The organism is Pedobacter aquatilis (assembly GCF_032678425.1).
GTDB lineage: Bacteria > Bacteroidota > Bacteroidia > Sphingobacteriales > Sphingobacteriaceae > Pedobacter > Pedobacter aquatilis_B.
In genome coordinates, this window is record NZ_JAVTSG010000001.1 from 649755 (window position 1) to 669948 (window position 20194).

Below are 20194 nucleotides of genomic sequence, written 5' to 3' on the forward strand. Positions count from 1 at the left end.
TTTAAAAGAGATACTGAAACAAGTTCAGTATGACGTACTTTGTTTTAAATATGGATTGCTCTGTTATCAGTTGCAGCTAACGCCGCTTCTTTTAACGCCTCCGTGTAAGTTGGGTGAGCGTGGCAAGTACGGGCAATATCTTCGGCAGATGCACGGAATTCCATTGCAATAACTGCTTCTGCAATCATATCCGCAGCACGAGGGCCAATCATATGCACACCTAAAACTTCATCCGTTGTAGCATCAGCTAAAACTTTAATAAAGCCATCAGTATCCATGCTTGCTTTGGCACGTCCGCTCGCTTTGAACGGGAATGAACCAGCTTTATATTTCGTTCCTTTTTCTTTTAACTGCTCTTCGGTTAAACCAACAGAAGCAACTTCCGGCCAAGTATACACAACACCCGGAATTAAGTTATAGTTGATGTGTGGTTTTTGTCCGGCGATAGATTCTGCTACATAAGTACCTTCATCTTCTGCCTTGTGCGCCAACATTGCACCGGTAATTACATCGCCAATGGCATAAACACCTTTAACCGAAGTTTCTAAATGTTCGTTAACCGGAATTTTTTTACCACGTTCTTCAACTGTGATTCCGATTTTATCTAAACCTAAACCTTCAGTATAAGCCGTACGACCAACAGCAACGATGCAATAATCAGCTTCTAAAGAAATGCTTTCACCTTTTGGATTTTCAGCAGTAACGGTTACAACTTTACCTTTTGTGGTAGCGCCGGTAACTTTGTGTCCCATGTAAAATTCCATGCCTAAAGATTTCTTCAAAACACGTTGAAGTTCCTTACCTAAACCTGCATCCATTGTACTAATGATAGATGGTAAAAATTCTACAACAGAAACTTTTGTACCCAAACGAGCATACACCGAACCTAATTCTAAACCGATAACGCCGCCACCGATTACCACCATCGTTTTCGGAACTTCTTTAATATTTAAAGCTTCGGTTGAAGTGATGATGCGTTTTTTATCGATTGGCAAAAATGGTAAAGCTGTTGGCTTAGAACCAGTAGCAATGATTACATTTTTTGCGGTTAATGTTTCTGTAGAACCATCTGATTTTGTAACCAAAACAGTATTCTTATCTACGAAAGAACCTAATCCTTCGTATGAATCGATTTTATTTTTTTTGAATAAATACGTGATTCCGGCAGTATTTTGTGAAACAACATCATCCTTACGGGCAATCATTTGCTTCATATCAACTTTTAAATCTTTTAAGTTGATACCGTGGGTTGAAAAAGTATGGGCAGCGTTGTGGAAATGCTCTGAAGAATCTAACAAAGCTTTAGATGGAATACAACCTACGTTTAAGCAAGTACCTCCAAAAGTTTTGTATTTTTCTATAACTGCAGTTTTTAAACCTAACTGAGCACAACGGATTGCGCCAACATAACCGCCCGGCCCTGAACCGATAACAACGACATCGTATTGCATAATTTCTTTAGAATTTTGATTAGCCAAATGTAGGGAAAAAAGGCGGAAAGGTGAAAGTGCAAAAGCTTAAAGAAGAATGCGAAAAGCACAATTTTACAATCAAATTTAATGAATGGAATATTTTCTAATTCAATTTTAATTATGGAAAATTTTTTAAGGCTTTCGTTGAAATCTAAATCCCGATATTATTTCAGGTATCTACCTAAAAAAGAAAGCAGGCTCTGGAAAAACCAAAACCTGCTTTACAATTGATGCGATAACTTAATAAAGACTATAGAGAGAAAGATGCTGAAGCACTTAATACTGCACCGCTTGATGTTCCTTCGCGTTTCAATTCTCCATCAACAAAAATTTGAGCTTTCAACGTAGAGTTTGCATTAGCACCCATTGCATTTGCTGCAATATTTATAATGTTTGTTCCGGCAGGTACCGTAATTTCTGCACTCGTCCAGGTTGTTCCGGTTAAGCTTGTTGCGGTTGTAATTTGCGAATCGTAACCATAAACTACCGTGCTGAGGTTACTTCCTGCAGAAGCTTCTAGTTTAAAAACCACTTTGTGCGAAGATTTTGATGGGCTTTCTACATCATCTTTCTTGCATGAGAATAATGACGTGATTAAAATTAAAGCAAAAAAAGACAGTACAAATGTTTTAATCTTTGTGTTTTTCATGGGTATGTTTTTTGTTTTAGGTGATGATTTCCGAACTTGACATTTATACTTTAAGCCAATTTCAAGACATCGTTTTTAATTAAAATTATAGATACACAAATAAACAAATGCACAGTTTGCCCTACAATAGCCACTATACATCATTTTTTTCTACCTGAAAACAGGTATATTTTTGGATAAATTTTTGATTCAGAAATAATCCCTGCACTTTTATTTTAATGAGAAGCTACATCATCCTGTTATTTATTCTGATTATTTCCACCTTTGTTAGTCAAGCACAATTATCTCAGAGAGAAAAAAGATATGCAGATAGCTTGAATCTTATCCTTCAGCAAAATTTATCAGACAGCACAAAAACTGAAATTGGTTTTAAACTAACCGATTTTTGGGCGGACATTGACAGCGCAAAAGCCATAAACTATTTGAATAAGGCAAGAGGTTTCAGCAAAGAAAACGCGTTGCTTTATGCAAGAACTTATTGGTACGAGGCTTTAATTTACCATGATAGAGATTACCAAAAAGCAGAGCGCTTGCTAACGCATTGCGATTTATTATTGAGCAAATTCAACACAAAAGGTGTTTATAGATTACGCTCCATGGTTTGGCATAACTATAGTTTGATTCAGCAGCGTAAAGACGACCTTAAAACCATGCTCGACATCCTAATTAACCGGGTTTTGCCCTTATCAAAAAAAGCAGGCGACAAGGATTTTTTAGCTACGGAGTATGTATCAATTGGTACAGTTTTTATGAATCTGGGGCAGTACGATAAGGCCACTCCGTATCTACAGCAAGGTATTCAATCACTTAGGCAAGCCAAGCCCGATAAATATTATTTACTGGTTAATGCTAATTTAAGCATAGCCGATAATTATTACAATTTAAAGCAATATAACCTCCAAAAGAAATACCTTGATTTAAGCAGAACGGTATTGGATAAATCCTTAACCGTGGATACAAATTATCCAATGGATGTTTTTTGGATAGATTATTATAAAGGTATTGCTCGTTATTTCATCAGTCTGAAACAATATATTAATGCCCTCGAAAGCCTTGAGAAAGCATTAATTTTTGCACAAAAAATTGGCGACAAATATTCTGCCCAACAAATAGCATTTGAGAAATACAGGATTTTATTTGAGCAGAAAAATTTTAACGAGGCTAAAAAGGTATTAATTTCAATTGCCTATAAACCGGAAATAAATTCGATTACCAATAGCAAGATAAAACTAACTGAAGCACTTGCAGAGGTAAATTACGCTACCGGAAACTACAGTGAGGCCTACAAATGGCTAAAAAGGAATAGTTTATTGAGAGATAGTTTAAGCGAAAGTAAATTAAAGGCCGATATCAATGCCTTGGAAATACGTTATAAAAATGCAGAGAACGAAAAGAAAATCGCCAATCTAAATTCAGAGAAAAAGCAAAATGCCTTAATCATCAAAAATAACAAGACTACAACCTTATTTCTAATTTCAGCATCTTTTCTGCTCTTAACAATTGTTATCCTATTACTTTTTTATTACCGTGGCGTTAAAAAACTAGCACAACAGCGCAACATCAATTACCAGCAAAAGGTATCCGATTTACAACGAAAACAGCAATTAGAAATTAGCAAAGCGATGCTAAATGCTGAAGAAAAGGAGAGAAATAGGGTTGCCCAAGATTTACATGATGGTTTGGGCGGTATGTTGTCGGGCTTAAAAATTAATCTTTCTAACTGGGCAAAACATCAAAACATGGAAACGCACGATGCTGAATTGCAAAGAATTGTTAAGCAACTAGATGGCTCGGTTACCGAACTCCGGCATATTGCCCGTAATATGATGCCGCAAACGCTTTTAAAGTTTGGGTTAGAAATTGCTCTGAAAGATTTAGCAGAATCGGTAATGAGCAATGATTTACATGTCGATTATCAAGCGATAAACATCTCGAAGTTAATTGCCGTTGAGGAACAAATCATTATTTATAGAATTGTACAAGAAATCTTAACCAATATCCTTAAACACGCCAAAGCAACAGAAGTTGTATTGCAATGCAGTGAAAATTTGAACCATTTTTACATTACCGTTGAAGATAATGGCATTGGCTTTAATACAAACGATTACAAAAAAGGATTAGGTATTGAGAATATTAAAAATAGAGTGGCTTATTTAAACGGCAACTTTGAAATTAGTGCCGAGCCTAACAATGGCACAACAATAAACATCGAAATTCCAATAAGTTATGAGCCGAACGATTAAATTAGCCGTTGTAGACGACCACCCAATTGTTATCCAAGGAATCGTTTCCCTGATTAATAATTTAGAAAATATGTGTGTAATTGGAAGTTTCCAAACCGGAGCAGCCTTGCTTAATTTTTTATATTCGAATAAGTTAGATGTTGCCTTGCTTGACATTATGCTTCCTGATATTAATGGGATAGAATTATGTGCAGAAATTAAAAAGCTATCGCCAGAAACGATTGTTATTGCCATTAGTAATCATACCGAACGAAGCATTATTATGCAAATTTTACAAAATGGCGCAAGTGGTTATATTTTAAAAAACTCATCAGTAGAAGAACTTAAAAACTGCATTGAAACAGCCTTAAAGGGAGAAATTGCATTTAGTAAGGAAGTAATAGAAATTATTGCAAAGCCATCTATTAATGATTTAAAAGGCCGACCGAAATTTACTAAACGCGAAAAGCAAATTCTACAATTGATTGCCCAAGGTAAAACTACAGCAAACATCGCCGAAGAACTTTTTTTAAGTCCACTTACGGTAGAAACGCACCGCAGAAATATGATGCAGAAACTTGATGTGAAAAACTCAATAGAACTTATCAATATCGCGACTGAACAATTACTTATTTAAGGTTCTACCTCAAAAAGAAAAAATTGCTGTGTTTGGCTTTTAGAGAAGTTATTATCTACACAGAATATTAAGGTTTTGTGCCCGTTTGGTAAGTTCGGACCAAAGGTAATGCCTTCAAAATTATCAATATGCTTACCAATTGTATCAAAATCAAATAAAAGCTTTTTCTTTAACGCATTCGGCGGATTTTTTACGAATGATGCATTATCTATAACATTTTCTGATCCGTTCAAATCAACCAAAAACAGCTTGATAAAAGTATGGTCGTCATGCCCTTTTGCCCAGGCACGCTCCATTACCAATAAAGTATGGCTGTTAATTGCTAAAATTTCAGAAATACCATTAACGTTCCAATCGCTTTGAACAGTTGGTTCTACAGGCAATTCGCCCAAATTATAAGCATATTGCGCTGTATTCTCTTTTGATTTCACGTCAAATTTTAAAATGCGTGTAAGTGCGCCATTAAATCCAAAAGCCGCCGACCTTCCATCCTGATACAAAGGTTCTTCTAAACTTGCGTAAAGCGTTTTATAATTATCAGCGTAAGTTACACCTTCAAACAAAGCATTTTTTCTCGGACCATTTTCGCCTTTTGTAAAGTGAAATCCTTTAGGTAACGGGATGGTATCTATAAATTTTCCATCGGCAGAAATAAAAGTTAAAGCGGGTTGAATGATTAATGAATCGCCATTTTTAAATAATCTTTCACCTTCATTACTCCAGATTAATTGATTGTTTTTTGGATTGAAACGAACCGATTCGCCATCTGCTTTTAAACTTTTAACTGTACCCAATTTCGGATATTGTTCGCCACTTTCTTGTAAAATGGGGATTAATCCATTAATTTCTACGGTATCGATTTTATTGTTCTGAATGTTGATGTTTGCCGTGTAAATTCTTGCCGGGCTAAACTGGCTCGGGTCATCGCTGATTAAATAGTACCGATTATTTTTGATGTCGTAATCTATGCCCGATAAACCACCAACAGCTGTTCCTTTAAACTGAACATCGATAGGCATAACGTATTCATCTAAAAATTTTATAGCAGAAATAGTTGTTTCTTTTTGTTTAGATGCATAGCGGTTGCTTGTGCAAGAAGTTAAGAGCCCAAAAAGAGCAACATAAACGATAGATAGCTTAACAGATAAAGTTTTCAAAAGATTGTATTTTGAAGTAAAAGTATAATTTTTGAGGCAATAAAAAGCCGCTTCAATATTAAATTAAAGCGGCTTTATTAATTGGATTGGCTTAATACAATTTACCAATTACGCGGTAAGTGGTTTTATTTCCATCGATAACTTCTTCGTAATAAACATCATCGGGAGATACGTAATACTTATCGTTTTTAATGGTTACTTCTCTACATCCATCAGGCAAAATAGTTATGATATCTCCAATTTGATGCGTTACAATCGGGCCATCAGTAGTATTCAAAACCCCATCTTTTCCCGCCACAACATAAACCGTTTTGCCATCTTTATTGGTCGATTGAGTATAATAAACACCTTTACATTCGTAATAATCAACACCATCAATAGTTACCAGGTTTGCATCTTCAGGCAAGTTTGGTACTTCTGCACCAACAGGAGGTGTAACCACTTGGTAATTATTTTCGTACTGACGATAAAACAATCCGCCTGAGTAATAATATTGGTTCGGACCATAATAAAATGGATAATAGCCAAATGGTAACACATTTAAACGGAAACCGATGAAAGGTCTGTAAAAGTTGTAATATCCGTAATTTGGGCGACCGTAAAAACGATAACCGGGACTATAACGATAGCCTGAGCGATAATTATAGCCGGGACGATATCCGGGATTTGGTCGGTAACCTGGTCTTTCGGGTCTGCCGCCGTAATTGTAATTCCCCCGATTAGGTGCTTGAGAAATTCTGTTATTTGATGGTGCCTGCATGGATGGTTGGCGAGAAATGCTTCCACCTCGTGATGGCCCAACACTTCCTGAACGACTACCGCCAGAAAAACCTCCACCTGAACTTCCACCTCTACTTGGCCTCTGTGCTGAAGCACTTTCTACATTTAAAGTTGCAACAATTGCTGCTACAGCAAAAGCAACCAATCCTTTACTTAATAACCTTTTCATTCTATTTATTTATACAGTTATTAATATGACGATGAAAATCTGCAAAAGATTATCCCTTAACGTTATTTAACTAAAATCTGATAATGGAATGACGAATAAAACCACATCTAACAAAGCTTTTACCACTCCTTTTTCTAAATCTTTGGGCTTATCTCTATATTTATAACTTATTCCTAAAATCAACTGTTAATGAACCTGACAAAAATTTTATCATTTATCGTTTGCATAATTCTTTCAAAGGCGCTTATCGCTCAAGAAACAGATTCTGCATATGTTATTGCAAATTACACTAAAATAGAACGCCAAATACCTATGCGTGATGGTGTAAAGCTTTTCACATCAATTTATATTCCCAAAAATCAAACCAAGAAATATCCCTTTTTAATTAACCGAACGCCTTATACTGTAGCACCATATGGCGAGGATAAATATAAGTTGAGTTTGGGAAATTTCCCGGCAATGATGCGAGAAGGCTTTATTTTCGTTTATCAGGATGTTCGAGGCAAATGGATGAGTGAGGGTACATTTGAGGATATTCGTCCGCAAACTTTAAAAAAAGGCAAGAAAGATATTGATGAAAGTACCGACACTTATGACACCATTGATTGGCTGGTAAAAAATGTTAAAAACAATAATGGAAATGCAGGTATATATGGCATTTCTTATCCAGGGTTTTATTCAACAACCTCATTACCAAATGCACATCCGGCTTTGAAGGCAGTTTCGCCACAAGCTCCGGTAACCGATTGGTTTATTGGCGATGATTTTCATCATGGCGGGAGTTTATTTTTAATGGACGCTTTTAGTTTTATGAGCAGTTTTGGTGTGCCTCGCCCGAAACCAATTACACCAGATAAAGGCCCTAAACCTTTCAAGTTTCCTATTCAGGATAATTATCGTTTTTATTTAGAAGCTGGCTCGGTTAAAAACCTTAAGGACAAATATTTTGCAGATAGTATTAAATTCTTCAATAACTTATTTAAACACCCAGATTTAGATACATTCTGGAAAGCAAGATATATTCTTCCACATTTAAAAAATGTAAAACCAGCAGTTATGGTTGTCGGTGGTTTTTTTGATGCTGAAGATGCTTACGGTACATTTGCAACTTATAAGGCAATTGAAAAACAAAACCCAAATACAAACAACATTCTGGTTGCTGGTCCATGGTATCATGGTGGTTGGGTACGTAGCGATGGCTCATACTTTGGCGACATCAAATTTGGCAAAAACACCAGTATTGATTATCAGCAACAATATGAGTTACCATTTTTTAAACATTACCTAAAGGGCGAAGGCGATTTTAAGGCAGGTGAAGCAAATATTTTTGTAACCGGAAGTAACGAATGGAAACAATTTACAAGCTGGCCGCCACAAGAAATAGAAACTAAAAATCTTTATTTACAGCCTAACGGAAAATTAGGGTTTGAAAAAGTTGCCAGAACGGATAGCTGGGATGAATACGTTAGTGACCCGAATAACCCTGTACCTTATCAGGATGGAGTGCAAGCTAAGCGTACTCGCGAATACATGATTGATGACCAAAGATTTGCAGCACGCAGACCAGATGTTAAAACTTATCAAACTGATGCTTTAAATGAGGACATTACCTTAACTGGCCCTGTTTTGGCAAACCTTGTGGTTTCTACCACAGGAACTGATGCAGATTATGTGGTTAAATTAATCGATGTTTACCCTGAAGATGAACCGAACCCAACACCAAACCCTAAGAACATTATTATGGGCGGCTATGAAATGTTGGTGAGAGGCGAAATTTTAAGAGGAAAATATCGTAATAGCTTCGAAAAACCAGAAGCTTTTGTACCCGGACAGATTACTAAAGTTAATTATGCTTTACCAGATGTGGCACATACCTTCAAAAAAGGGCATAAGATTATGATCCAGATTCAGAATTCATGGTTTCCTTTAGCTGACAGAAATCCGCAGAAGTTTATGAATATTTATGAAGCAGAGCCTGCAGATTTCCAAAAAGCAACAAATAAAATCTATCACGATACTTCTAACAGTTCTTACATTTCAGTATCTGTTTTGAAATAGATTGTAGATAAAATTGATAACTAAAATGGTCGTCATTGCGAGACACGCAGCAATCTCACTCAGATTTAATTTGTTCTAAGAGATTGCTTCCTGCCTCGCAATGACGCAGATAAAAAAATGAAAAAAATACTTTCAGTAATTGCACTTGCATTAATTATCTCAACTGCTAATGCACAAATGCTTGGCAAGAACCAGGAAAACTCTCGGGCAGACAGTTTACGCGGTACGCTTACTCCGCTTAGAACTTGCTACGACATTAATTATTACCATTTAGATGTTAAGATAGATATCGAGCAGAAATCTGTTTTCGGAAGTAATGAATTTGCCTTTACGGCTACGCAGGATTTCACTAAACTTCAATTCGATTTATTCAATAATTTAAAAGTAGAGAAAGTAGTATTTCAAGGTAAGGATTTGAATTTCTCAAGAGAATATAATGCTGTTTTTGTAACCTTTCCTAAAACTGTAAAAAAAGGTAGTAAAGAAAAATTTACCGTGTTTTATTCTGGGAATCCTCGCGTAGCAAAAAACGCACCCTGGGATGGCGGTTTCATATTCAAAAAAGATGCTGATGGCAATCCATTTGTTTCGGTGGCTTGCCAGGGATTAGGCGCTAGCGTTTGGTGGCCGAATAAAGATCATCAGAGTGATGAAGTTGATAGCATGAAAATCAGCATCAGCGTACCAAAAGATTTACAGGAAATTTCTAACGGAAGATTATTAAATACAGTTGATAAACCAGATGGATACAAGCAATATAACTGGCTCGTAAGCAATCCCATTAACAATTATGATGTAACTTTTTACATCGGAAAATACTCGCATTGGACGGATACCTACGATGGGGAAAACGGAAAATTGAGCATCGATTATTGGGCGTTAAAAACAGATAGTGCAAAAGCCCACCAACATTGGGATGTCGACGTAAAACCCATGCTAAAATCTTTTGAACATTGGTTCGGGCCATATCCCTGGTATAAAGATGGCTACAAGCTTGTGCAAGCTCCACATTTAGGTATGGAACATCAAAGTGCCGTTGCCTATGGTAATCAATTTAAAAAAGGATATTTAGGTAGAGATTTAAGCGGCACCGGACATGGTTTAAAATGGGATTTTATTACCATTCACGAAAGTGGGCACGAGTGGTTCGGAAATAATATTACGGCAAAAGATATTGCCGATATGTGGGTGCACGAAGGTTTTACAAATTATTCGGAGGTTTTATTTACAGAAAGTACCGAAGGTAAGGCTGCTGCAGATGAATATGCCATCGGTATACAGAAAGGTATTAAAAATGATATTCCGGTTATTGGGCCGTATGGTGTTAATAAAGAAGGATCGGGTGATATGTATTCTAAAGGCGCAAACTTGATTCATACCATCCGCCAGTTGATAAATAATGATGAAAAATTCAGGCAGATTTTACGTGGATTGAATAAAACATTTTACCACAAAACCGTAACCACCGCTGAAGTTGAGAACTACATCGCAAAACAAAGTGGCTTAAAATTAAACAAGGTTTTCGACCAATATTTGCGCCACACCAATATTCCTGTTTTAGAGTATAAAATTGAAAACAATGTACTTTCTTACCGTTGGATAACAGATGTTAAAGGATTTGACATGCCGGTTAGGGTAACATTGAAAAATGGAGTTTATACCTTAATTAAACCATCTAACGATTGGAAAACAATAAAAGTAGATAAAAGTATAACTGCCGATAATTTTAAACACGACCCGCTTTTTTACATCAAAACAAAAAAAGGCTAAGTTTTTAATTTAAGAAATAGATTGCTTCGTGTCTCGCAATGACGTACTCTGGGGAATCTTCTCGAGGCATGAAGCAATTTCCCTCATAAAATCGATGGTATTATTTTTACTTAACAAACAGACAATTAGAAGAAAGTTTTTTCCCATGTGCAACTTTTAACAAAAACGATCGTCTTATTAAAAAAATCCATTATACGGATTGATTAAAACTGAAAATATAATATCTATAATTATGAAAAAAATATTCGCATTTGTAGTAGCTGCATTGGTTTCAGCAACAAGTTTAAACACATTCGCAAAGACTGAAATCACCATTTCAACATCAAAAAAATCTGACGAAAGAGACGTTAGAGATTTTAGTGGAATCGCATCAGCAGGACCAATTAATGTTATTGTTACTTTAGGCAATACAGAAAGTTGCCGTTTTGAAGGCGATGCCGAAGCAATTTCTACCATTATTACCGAAGTTAAAGGCAACGTTTTAATTATCCGCCCTGAAAACAGCATCACCAGCTGGTCTAGAAAATACGAGGATAAAAAAATTACGGCTTATGTTACGGCTAAATCTATCAAAAGTTTAACGATGAGCGGTTCTGGTAGCTTGGTTGTAAACGGTAAAATCGCTACAAACGATTTAACCACAACACTAAGTGGTTCAGGGAGCATCAAAGCAAATGCTGATGTTGACAATTACAATGGCGTAATCAGTGGTTCTGGTTCTTTAAACATTAGCGGAAATTCTGACAGAGCAAAAATTGTAATCAGCAGTTCTGGAAGTTTTGCAGGAAAGGGTTTTTCTGTAAATAACTTAACTTCAACTATAAGCGGTTCGGGCACGGTAAATATTAATGCCGAAGAAAACATCAGAGCGGTAATTAGCGGTTCAGGAAGTGTAAATTATTCTGGTAATGCGCAAGTTGATAAAACCATTGTTGGTTCTGGTAGGGTTAGAAAAATATAATTCAAACTAAAGAATTACTCAAGCGCCCTGATATTCCATCAGGGCGCTTTTTTTTTGTTAAATTACAAATATTAGATTTACGTTATGGTACAACACGAATTTGCCGAAAAAATCACCCGAATTTTAAAAGCTGATGATAACGTTATTGGTTTAGCGGCAGCAGGTTCATGGATAACAAATGAGTTAGATGAATTTTCTGATTTAGACCTAGTGTTAGTTACAAAAGATGTTGTTGGAAATAGTAAAGAAAAAATGCTGACTTATGCCAATCAGTTTGGCAATTTATTATCAGCCTTTACCGGCGAACACGTTGGCGAAAGCAGACTGTTAATTTGCCTTTATGATAATCCCTTACTGCATGTTGACATTAAATTTATAATCCTCAAAGAATTTGAATATAGAGTTGAAAATCCAGTTATTCTGTTAGATACAAATCATCAACTTCAGGATGTGATTAATAAAACTGAAGCAAAATTTCCAACGCCAGATTTTCAATGGATAGAAAACCGTTTTTGGACATGGGTGCATTATGCACTTTTAAAAATTGGTCGTGGAGAATATTTTGAATCCTTAGATTTTTTTGGTTTTTTGAGGATGATCGTAATCGGCCCTTTACTCCATCTTCGAAATCATAATTTGCCAAGAGGGGTACGAAAGGTAGAAACTCAATTAAGTAAAACTGATTTTGATTTACTTCAATCTACTTTATCCTCAAACAAAAAAGCAGATTTACTCAATGCTTTGACAAATATAATTAGCTTGTATCAAGGTTTAAGAACAGACTTATACCCAGCCGATATTAGTTTAAATAAGGCTGAAAATACTGTGCTCTTATACTTCGATAAAATCAAAAATTCTTAAAAATGGAAACCAATTAGCCACATATTTTCTATGTAGTTTATTTTCTGACTGGCTTTATCCAATTCATCCCAACCTGTTGTATGTACATTGGTTAAATTAGTTGCACCTACTTTGGTTGTATTCTGTAGATAGATGTGTTTCCAAACGTAAAACTTTAACCCAATTTTTGCAGATACGCCATAACCTGAAATGCTGAAGTGGTTGTTTCTACCTTGTCCAAACAAACGGACATCAGAACGGGGAACCAATAAACCGCCACCTAATCCGGTTTCTAAAGTTAGAGATGTATTGCCTCCCGGTGCAACCCAAATATCATCGTAACGTTCTATTTCGATATTTGCGTAGTTAAAACCGTCAGTATGTTCATAAGTCAGCATACTTTCTTTAACATTAATCATTTGTCCGTTGTAAGTACCGGCTAAATTACCTGTTGGTGCATTATCATGTGAAATATTTGGTCCGATATAGCCGCTAATGGCAACCGTTTGAGGAATATCGACAACATATTTCATATGGTCCCAACCGATGGAAATGCTGTAATTATCCTTAATAAAATAACCTGCTCTGATATTGTACTGTGGTACGGTTATCAAACTTGGATTTAAATAGCTCCAGCTTAACTTTGATTGCCTATCCCGAGCAGTAACATCGCTTAGTGTAAAATCATAATTTGGGCCTTGAAAACGGATATCACTTTTGCCGTACCAAGAACTATTATAGCCCCAATGAAAATAAAAATCGCCTTTGCGAGAAAAATTACGCTTATGTTGTGGATTAAAAATACTTTTTGAAGTTGGAGTATTGATGACAGACGAAGGGCGAACCTCTTGTGCCTGCATACGTTTACCGAACAAGAGCGCTAAGACTAAAATGGAGAACTTTTTCACTCGGCAAATTGAGCAAAAACAGACAAATATTACAAGGATTTTAACATAATGTAATCGTTGAGATACAGAAAATGACTTTAAATCATTAAAACAAGATTAAAACCTTGTATATACAGCCAACTGAATAATATTGTTCATCATGTTACTTGTTCGCCCTTTTGTAGCCTGATTCATGTAGCCCGCCTCAATATCAAATTGTTTAGAAAAGCGATAACCGACAGCTAAATAAGCTCGGTTTTGGTCGAATACATTCCCATTTAATTCGCTTTTATTCTGGAGATTTAAGAAAACCTCATTTTGCAAGGCAACAAATGCACCTTTTGTAAAATTGGTTTCTGTTTTCTGTAACGGCTGAATCAATCTAAAGAAATAACGAAAACGTTGAGCAAAGAAATCAGGCTCAACTCCTGGCAAAGCCATACTTCTCTGAACAAAACGCTGCTCTAGCCTAAATCTGTGTGTAGCAAAACCCGATTTTATTTTATGATTTATAATGTATTGTTCCCAAATCCGATGTTCGTTTGCTGTTTTGTTTAAAATTACACCTGGTGAAACATCAATAAAATCGAACTCTGGATTATAAGTTTGCGTAAGTAAATAACCTAAAGTAACATTCTGATTTCTATTAACATAATACGTTATTCCGGGTCTTATCAGAATATTTCTTGTATGTACCCAATCATCAGCTGTGCGAAGTTGAAAATCAAAATGCAAACCCCATTTTTCGTTAAACTTCGTATTATTAACAAACATGAACCAACCTGTATTTTGGTGTTGTGTTTGAGCAGAAAGTTTTCCGAAAACCATAATTAAAACTATAGCAAGCAATAGTGATTTTCTCATAAAATTAACCGGTTATATCTGTGTGCTGCTAAATTATAAAATTTATGCCAAGCCTTAAATTTAACTTTAATTTAATATTAGAATTTGATTGCAATTAATGTTTATTGAAATTTCATTTAGTGTTAAGCGATTAAAAATTTATCTTCGTTAAAGATTTCGGCATTTATAAATCATTTTCCGAAAAGCAATACAAAACGTAAAATAAAAAACAATGATTATTGAACCAAGAATGAGGGGCTTTATTTGTTTAACTGCACATCCAGATGGTTGCGCACAAAACGTTAAGAACCAAATTGAATATGTTAAATCAAAAGGCGAAGTAAACGGACCTAAAAAAGTTTTGGTAATTGGCGCATCAACCGGATTTGGTTTAGCATCAAGAATTACCGCTGCTTACGGCTCAAACGCAGCAACAATTGGTGTGTTTTTCGAGAAAGCTCCATCAGCTGGCAAAACAGCTTCACCGGGTTGGTACAATAGTGCTGCGTTTGAAAAGGAAGCTCATGCAGCTGGTTTATATGCTAAAAGTATTAATGGCGATGCCTTCTCAAATGAGATTAAGCAAAAAACCATCGATTTAATTAAAGCAGATTTAGGCCAGGTAGATTTGGTTATTTACAGCTTGGCTTCTCCGGTTAGAAAAAACCCAAATACAGAAGTTTTACACCGTTCTACTTTAAAACCAATCGGCAATACTTACACCAATAAAACAGTTGATTTCCACTCGGGAAATGTAACTGAAATTTCTATCGAACCCGCAAACGAAGAAGATATTGCTAATACTGTTGCCGTAATGGGTGGCGAGGATTGGGCAATGTGGATTGATGCCTTAAAAGCCGAAAATCTATTAGCAGAAGGCGCTACAACTGTTGCGTATTCTTACATCGGCCCGGCTTTAACCGAACCAGTTTACCGCAAAGGAACAATCGGTCGTGCTAAAGATGATTTAGAAGCTACTGCATTTACCATCAGTGATAAATTGAAAGACCTTAACGGAAAAGCATATGTTTCGGTTAACAAAGCTTTGGTAACCCAAGCGAGTTCTGCAATTCCGGTTATACCACTTTACATTTCTTTATTGTACAAAATAATGAAAGAAGAAGGCATACACGAAGGCACAATCGAGCAAATTCAGCGTTTATTTGCAGATAGACTATACAATGGTGGTAATGTTCCTGTTGATGAAAAAGGTAGAATCAGAATCGACGATTGGGAAATGCGTGATGATGTGCAGGCAAAAGTTGCTAAACTTTGGGAAGAAGCAACAACTGAAACTTTACCAGCAATTGGCGATTTACCAGGTTACCGTTCGGATTTCTTAAGCTTATTTGGCTTTGAAATTGATAAAGTAGATTACCAAAAAGAAGCCAACGAAGTTGTAGAAATTGAAGGATTGGTTGAGTAATTAATCTTCAACTCTTTTAAATTGAAAACTAGATAAATATAAAATAGAACGGCTGGCAAAAACCAGCCGTTTTTAATTTACAAACATTATGAATTTTAATTTACAGCCAATTCTAGAAGATGATTTACTTAGCGTAGTTCCATTGCAAGTAAATGATTTTGAAAAACTTTATGAGGTTGCAAACGATGAACTACTTTGGGCGCAACACCCGAATAAAAATCGATACCAGCGTACCGCCTTTGAGCGGTTTTTCGAAGGAGCGATGGAATCTGGAGGCGCATTTATTGTTTATGAAAAAGAAAGTGGAAAAGTTGTTGGTAGTTCGAGATTTTATGAGCTGGATGAAAGTAATAAAACAGTTGCTGTTGGCTATACCTTTATTGGCAGAGCATTTTGGGGGCATGCGCACAATAAGTCTTTAAAAACATTAATGTTTAACCACGCTTTTCAATTTGTAGATAAAATAATTTTACACATTGGTGCCACAAATTTCCGTTCGCAAAAGGCAATAGAGAAACTCGGCGCCAAAAAATTCGAGGAAATTGAAGTCGCTTATTACGGCGAACCGATGAAATGGAATTTCGGTTATGAAATTAATAAAAACGAGTGGCAATCAGGCCAATAATCTCTTTAGCAAGCCTAATAAAATCGTATTTCTACTTTAGTATTCTTATATTTGTATAATTCTCCACTACTCACCCTTTTAAAACAACAAAACGATTAATAAAATATGGCTAAATCTCAAGCAACTTACAGCAAAAAAGAGAACGAAAAAAAACGATTAAAAAAACAAAAAGACAAACAAGAGAAAAAAGAAGAGCGTCAGGCTAATGCAAAAAAAGGTTTAGCGCTTGAGGATATGATGGCTTATGTTGATGAAAATGGTAACATTTCTTCTACGCCACCAGATCCGAAAAAAATGAAAGTTATTAATACCGAAGATATTCAGATTGGTATTTCAAGACAAGAAGATATTGTTGATGAAAACCCGGTTAAAAAAGGTACTGTAACATTTTTCAACGATAGTAAAGGTTACGGTTTCATTAAAAATACCGAAACTCAAGAGAGCATTTTTGTGCACGTTAATGGTTTAACAACTCAAATTAAAGAAGGCGATAAGGTTACTTTTGAAGTAGAAATGGGTCAGAAAGGACCAACTGCGGTTAAAGTTTCTAAAGCATAATTCATTCTCGATGTAAAATTTGTAGTTGCCCAAAACTATAAATCCATCGCCAATCTGCAGAAAATCTGCTGCGCAAGGTTTTATAAATATTTATAATTCCGTCTATTTAAGCATAAAACCTGGCGCATAAATTTTCTCTTTTCAGAGAAAAATATTTATTCTTTCTTTTTTTAGAAAATCAGGCTTCGGTTTACATGGGTAATTTTAGTCCCGCCACCGCTAATAGTCCTCATTTCGCTGCGCTTTCATTCCGGGCTATTACGCTTTGTCGGGTTTATTTTTTCAAAAACTGTGGTTCTTATACAAAAAACACATTGCAAATTTTAAGTATTTGTCAAGTTTCACATCCTACTCTGAAGATTTGTTACCTAATTGTACAATCTTTTGTAAATAAACCTGATAGCAGTGAAAATACTTTTTGTTGCAGATCTTCTACACAGTCGGACTGACTTTAACAAAAAGATTGCAACGAATAGCAGGGCTACACTTGCCATAAATATTGGAACATAAATTTTCAAATAATAAAAATTTTTAAATCTCGGTGTGGAATTTGCTTTGAACTTTCATCATTACAGTACACACAAAGAAAAATAGAATTATGAAAAAGTTAATAGCAATTGCACTGGTTACATTGGTAGGTTTATCAACAGTTAAAGCTCAGCAAGTAGATTTAAGAAGAAAGATTAATGTTAGTGGTTCGGCAGAAACCGAAGTTACACCCGATATTATTTACATTGGCATTTCGCTTAAAGAATATTTAAACGGAAAGAAAAAAGTAGAAATTACCGAGTTAGAGAAACAACTTTTTGCAGCCGTTCAAAAAGCGGGCATTGCAAAAGAAAATTTAACGGTTAGCAATTTAAGCAGCTGGAATTACGCTACCGAAAAAAAGAAAAACCCTGATTTTTTGGCGAGCAAGCAGTATCGTTTAAAAGTAGCCGACTTAAACAAATTTAACTCGATAATTGAAGCCATCGACGCAAAAGGAATTGCAAGTACAAATGTTGAAAGTTACGATTATTCGAAAATTGAAAGCCTTAAAAAAGAGCTTAAAATTAAGGCGCTTCTAGCTGCTAAAGAGAAAGCAACTTACATGGTCGAAGCGCTTGGCGATAAATTAGGTGCTGTAATTGATATACAAGATGGTGGAGATAATGTAATACAGCCCGTGTACAGAAATTACATGATGAAAGCTGAAATGGCCGATGCGGGTGCAGCTCCGGAGATTGATTTTAAAAAGATTAAGCTAAACTTTACAGTTAATGCTGTTTTTGAAATAAAATAGTGCTTTAAATTTTATTTAACGCTTTTTTTAAAACCTATCAACACATTTTGGTAGGTTTTTTGTTAAGGTATCATCGAAACACTAAAAATTTATAAATTATGAAAAAATTCGTTTACACCTTAGCCCTTGTTTTCTCTTTAGCAATTAGTTTTAACTCTGCACAGGCAGCAGACAAAAAAGCAAAAAACCCTACAGAATTAACAGCTGAACAATCTGCTCAATTAGAAAAAATTAAAACTCGTGTTGAAGAAATTAGAGATATGGATAAATCTAATTTAACAAGAGCTGAGCGTAAAGCACTTCGTAGTGAGTTGAAAGAATTAAAAGGTCAGGCACGTGCCGTTTCTGGAGGTGTTTATCTTTCAGTTGGTGCCATCATCATCATTATTTTATTATTGATTTTGATTTTATAATCGCAAGGAAAACATTCATCTATCTATATAAAACAAAAAGCCCCGAAAAAATCGGGGCCTTTTTTTAGGCTATATTTCCGTCATTGCGAGGCTTAACTAAAGCTCTTAATCAATAATATCGAAACCTGTATATTTTACCAATGCTTCCGGAATTCTAATTCCGTTTTCTGTTTGATAGTTTTCTAAGATTGAAGCAACAATTCTTGGTAATGCTAATGCACTTCCGTTTAAAGTATGCGCCAGTTGGGTTTTACCTTCCTTACCTTTAAAACGAATTTTTGAACGGTTACTTTGGAAAGTTTCTACATTTGAAACTGAAGATACTTCTAACCAACGCTCTTGAGAAGCGCTCCAGGTTTCCATATCATATGTCATTGCAGAACCAAAGCCCATATCGCCACCACATAAGCGTAAAACGCGATAATGCAAGCCTAACTTTTGCAATAAACTTTGTACATAAGTGCTCATATTTTCCAAAGTTTCGTAAGATTTATCCGGATGTGTTACCTGAACCAATTCGACTTTATCAAACTGATGTAAACGGTTTAAACCACGAACATGAGAACCATATGAACCGGCCTCTCTACGGAAACAAGGTGTATAGGCTGTGTTTTTAATTGGTAAATCCTCTTCCTTAATAATCACATCACGATATAAATTAGTAACCGGCACTTCAGCAGTTGGAATCAAATATAAATCATCAACAGTTGAATGATACATTTGCCCTTCTTTATCAGGCAATTGTCCAGTACCAAAACCTGATGCAGCATTTACCAAATGTGGTACTTGAACTTCTTTGTAACCCGCAGCAATGGCTTCATCCAGGAAAAAATTAATCAACGCACGTTGCAACCTCGCTCCTTTTCCTTTATAAACCGGAAAACCTGCACCAGTTATTTTAACACCTAATTCAAAATCTATGATATCATACTTTGCAGCCAATTCCCAGTGCGGCTTCGCATCTTTAGGTAATTGAGCAGGTTCGCCATGCACCAAAACAACTTCATTTTCTTCAGCTGTTGAACCTTGTGGAACTAAATCGTGAGGCAAATTTGGCAAAAGCACTAATGAATTAAACTGTGCTGTTTCCAACTCATTCAATTTTTCGGTAAGGCTCTTAATATTTTCTTTGTGTGATGCAGTTTGCGCTTTAATGGCTTCAGCTTCTTCTTTTTTGCCAGTGCGCATCAAATCGCCAATTTGTTTTGCAGCTGCATTTGCTTCAGCAGAAAGACTATCAAGCGAAGTTTGAGTAGAACGACGTTCTTCATCAATTTTGATGATTTCATCAACCAACTCTGGTTGTTTAAAGTTACGTTTACTTAAACGTTCTAAAACTTTCTCTCTATTTTCGCGGATATAGTTAACTTGCAGCATTATTTAATTTTTTAGCAAAGATAAGATTGAATTACGAATTATGAGTTACGATTTTAGATTTTGTT

General features: G+C 35.7%; 18 protein-coding genes. 11 read left to right on the plus strand and 7 right to left on the minus strand.

Going from position 1 to position 20194, the window contains the following annotated elements:
- Positions 1-44 precede the first annotated feature (44 nt).
- Entirely contained in the window at positions 45-1451 is a 1407-nt protein-coding gene (lpdA, locus tag R2Q16_RS02605) for a dihydrolipoyl dehydrogenase (protein ID WP_316734975.1), read from the minus strand.
- A gap of 271 nt (positions 1452-1722) precedes the next feature.
- On the minus strand, positions 1723-2121 hold the full coding sequence (locus R2Q16_RS02610) for a hypothetical protein (protein ID WP_316734976.1): 399 nt from the start codon (positions 2119-2121) through the stop codon (positions 1723-1725).
- 218 nt (positions 2122-2339) lie between these two features.
- Here R2Q16_RS02610 and R2Q16_RS02615 point away from each other — a divergent pair, with 218 nt between their 5' ends.
- Positions 2340-4364 (plus strand): sensor histidine kinase, encoded by a 2025-nt coding sequence (locus R2Q16_RS02615; RefSeq protein WP_316734978.1) that lies wholly within the window; start codon positions 2340-2342, stop codon positions 4362-4364.
- The gene (locus tag R2Q16_RS02620) at positions 4348-4980 is read left to right on the plus strand and encodes a response regulator transcription factor (RefSeq protein ID WP_316734980.1); all 633 of its coding nucleotides are present in this window, start codon (positions 4348-4350) and stop codon (positions 4978-4980) included. The genes R2Q16_RS02615 and R2Q16_RS02620 overlap by 17 nt, the downstream gene beginning before the upstream one ends.
- Here R2Q16_RS02620 and R2Q16_RS02625 read toward each other — a convergent pair.
- Both R2Q16_RS02625 and R2Q16_RS02630 read right to left on the minus strand, forming a co-directional pair.
- Complete coding sequence (locus R2Q16_RS02625) at positions 4977-6137, minus strand: esterase-like activity of phytase family protein (RefSeq protein ID WP_316734982.1); 1161 nt, start codon at positions 6135-6137, stop codon at positions 4977-4979. The genes R2Q16_RS02620 and R2Q16_RS02625 overlap by 4 nt on opposite strands.
- A 91-nt stretch (positions 6138-6228) precedes the next feature.
- Entirely contained in the window at positions 6229-7086 is an 858-nt protein-coding gene (locus tag R2Q16_RS02630; RefSeq protein ID WP_316734984.1) for a DUF6515 family protein, read from the minus strand.
- Between the two features lie 189 nt (positions 7087-7275).
- Here R2Q16_RS02630 and R2Q16_RS02635 point away from each other — a divergent pair, with 189 nt between their 5' ends.
- The 4 genes from R2Q16_RS02635 (at position 7276) to R2Q16_RS02650 (ending at position 12736) form a co-directional block, all read left to right on the plus strand.
- Positions 7276-9144 (plus strand): CocE/NonD family hydrolase, encoded by a 1869-nt coding sequence (locus R2Q16_RS02635; protein WP_316734986.1) that lies wholly within the window; start codon positions 7276-7278, stop codon positions 9142-9144.
- Between the two features lie 117 nt (positions 9145-9261).
- The gene (locus R2Q16_RS02640) at positions 9262-10914 is read left to right on the plus strand and encodes a M1 family metallopeptidase (RefSeq protein ID WP_316734988.1); all 1653 of its coding nucleotides are present in this window, start codon (positions 9262-9264) and stop codon (positions 10912-10914) included.
- 232 nt (positions 10915-11146) lie between these two features.
- Complete coding sequence (locus R2Q16_RS02645; protein WP_316734990.1) at positions 11147-11875, plus strand: head GIN domain-containing protein; 729 nt, start codon at positions 11147-11149, stop codon at positions 11873-11875.
- Between the two features lie 84 nt (positions 11876-11959).
- On the plus strand, positions 11960-12736 hold the full coding sequence (locus R2Q16_RS02650) for an aminoglycoside 6-adenylyltransferase (RefSeq protein ID WP_316734992.1): 777 nt from the start codon (positions 11960-11962) through the stop codon (positions 12734-12736).
- Here R2Q16_RS02650 and R2Q16_RS02655 read toward each other — a convergent pair.
- A complete protein-coding gene (locus tag R2Q16_RS02655; RefSeq protein WP_316734994.1) occupies positions 12733-13623 on the minus strand; it encodes a hypothetical protein in 891 nt (296 codons plus the stop codon). The genes R2Q16_RS02650 and R2Q16_RS02655 overlap by 4 nt on opposite strands.
- A gap of 96 nt (positions 13624-13719) precedes the next feature.
- Entirely contained in the window at positions 13720-14466 is a 747-nt protein-coding gene (locus tag R2Q16_RS02660; protein WP_316734996.1) for a DUF2490 domain-containing protein, read from the minus strand.
- 211 nt (positions 14467-14677) lie between these two features.
- On the opposite strand from R2Q16_RS02660, the gene fabV reads away from it, so the two are divergent.
- From fabV to R2Q16_RS02685, 5 genes are all read left to right on the plus strand, one after another.
- Positions 14678-15871, plus strand: coding sequence for an enoyl-ACP reductase FabV (fabV, locus tag R2Q16_RS02665; protein WP_316734998.1), 1194 nt, complete (start codon positions 14678-14680; stop codon positions 15869-15871).
- An 88-nt stretch (positions 15872-15959) separates the two neighbouring features.
- Complete coding sequence (locus R2Q16_RS02670; protein ID WP_316735000.1) at positions 15960-16496, plus strand: GNAT family N-acetyltransferase; 537 nt, start codon at positions 15960-15962, stop codon at positions 16494-16496.
- Positions 16497-16601: 105 nt separating this feature from the next.
- Complete coding sequence (locus tag R2Q16_RS02675) at positions 16602-17054, plus strand: cold shock domain-containing protein (RefSeq protein WP_316735002.1); 453 nt, start codon at positions 16602-16604, stop codon at positions 17052-17054.
- Positions 17055-17652: 598 nt separating this feature from the next.
- Complete coding sequence (locus R2Q16_RS02680; RefSeq protein WP_316735004.1) at positions 17653-18339, plus strand: SIMPL domain-containing protein; 687 nt, start codon at positions 17653-17655, stop codon at positions 18337-18339.
- Positions 18340-18437: 98 nt separating this feature from the next.
- Entirely contained in the window at positions 18438-18752 is a 315-nt protein-coding gene (locus R2Q16_RS02685; protein ID WP_316735006.1) for a hypothetical protein, read from the plus strand.
- A 105-nt stretch (positions 18753-18857) separates the two neighbouring features.
- Here R2Q16_RS02685 and serS read toward each other — a convergent pair whose 3' ends face one another.
- Entirely contained in the window at positions 18858-20129 is a 1272-nt protein-coding gene (gene serS / locus R2Q16_RS02690; protein ID WP_316735008.1) for a serine--tRNA ligase, read from the minus strand.
- Positions 20130-20194: the final 65 nt, after the last annotated feature.